1 tRNA gene is annotated in these 250 nt (G+C 40.8%); it reads left to right on the plus strand.

Annotation, left to right across the window (positions count from 1 at the left end):
* The first annotated feature begins 176 nt into the window (after positions 1 to 176).
* A tRNA-Phe gene (locus Q1B07_RS26960) sits at positions 177 to 249 on the plus strand.
* Position 250 lies beyond the last annotated feature (1 nt).

Here is a 250-nt window from a genome sequence, read left to right on the forward strand (position 1 = left end):
CGAATAAGCTTCCTTGAAATAACATCAGCGTACTCATCGAGCTGCTCCTTGAATCAGCTTCCTGAGATGAGGACGATGGACATAGTTTCAAAGAGATACTTGAAACTAAGTAAGAAGCAGTAATTAGATCCGTGAACTAATAAAATAATATTTTAAATGAAAATGCTTATTAATATGGCTCGGTAGCTCAGTCGGTAGAGCAATGGACTGAAAATCCATGTGTCGGCGGTTCGATTCCGTCCCGAGCCAC

The sequence above is a fragment of the uncultured Metabacillus sp. genome, from assembly GCF_947503125.1.
Taxonomy (GTDB): Bacteria; Bacillota; Bacilli; order Bacillales; family Bacillaceae; genus Metabacillus.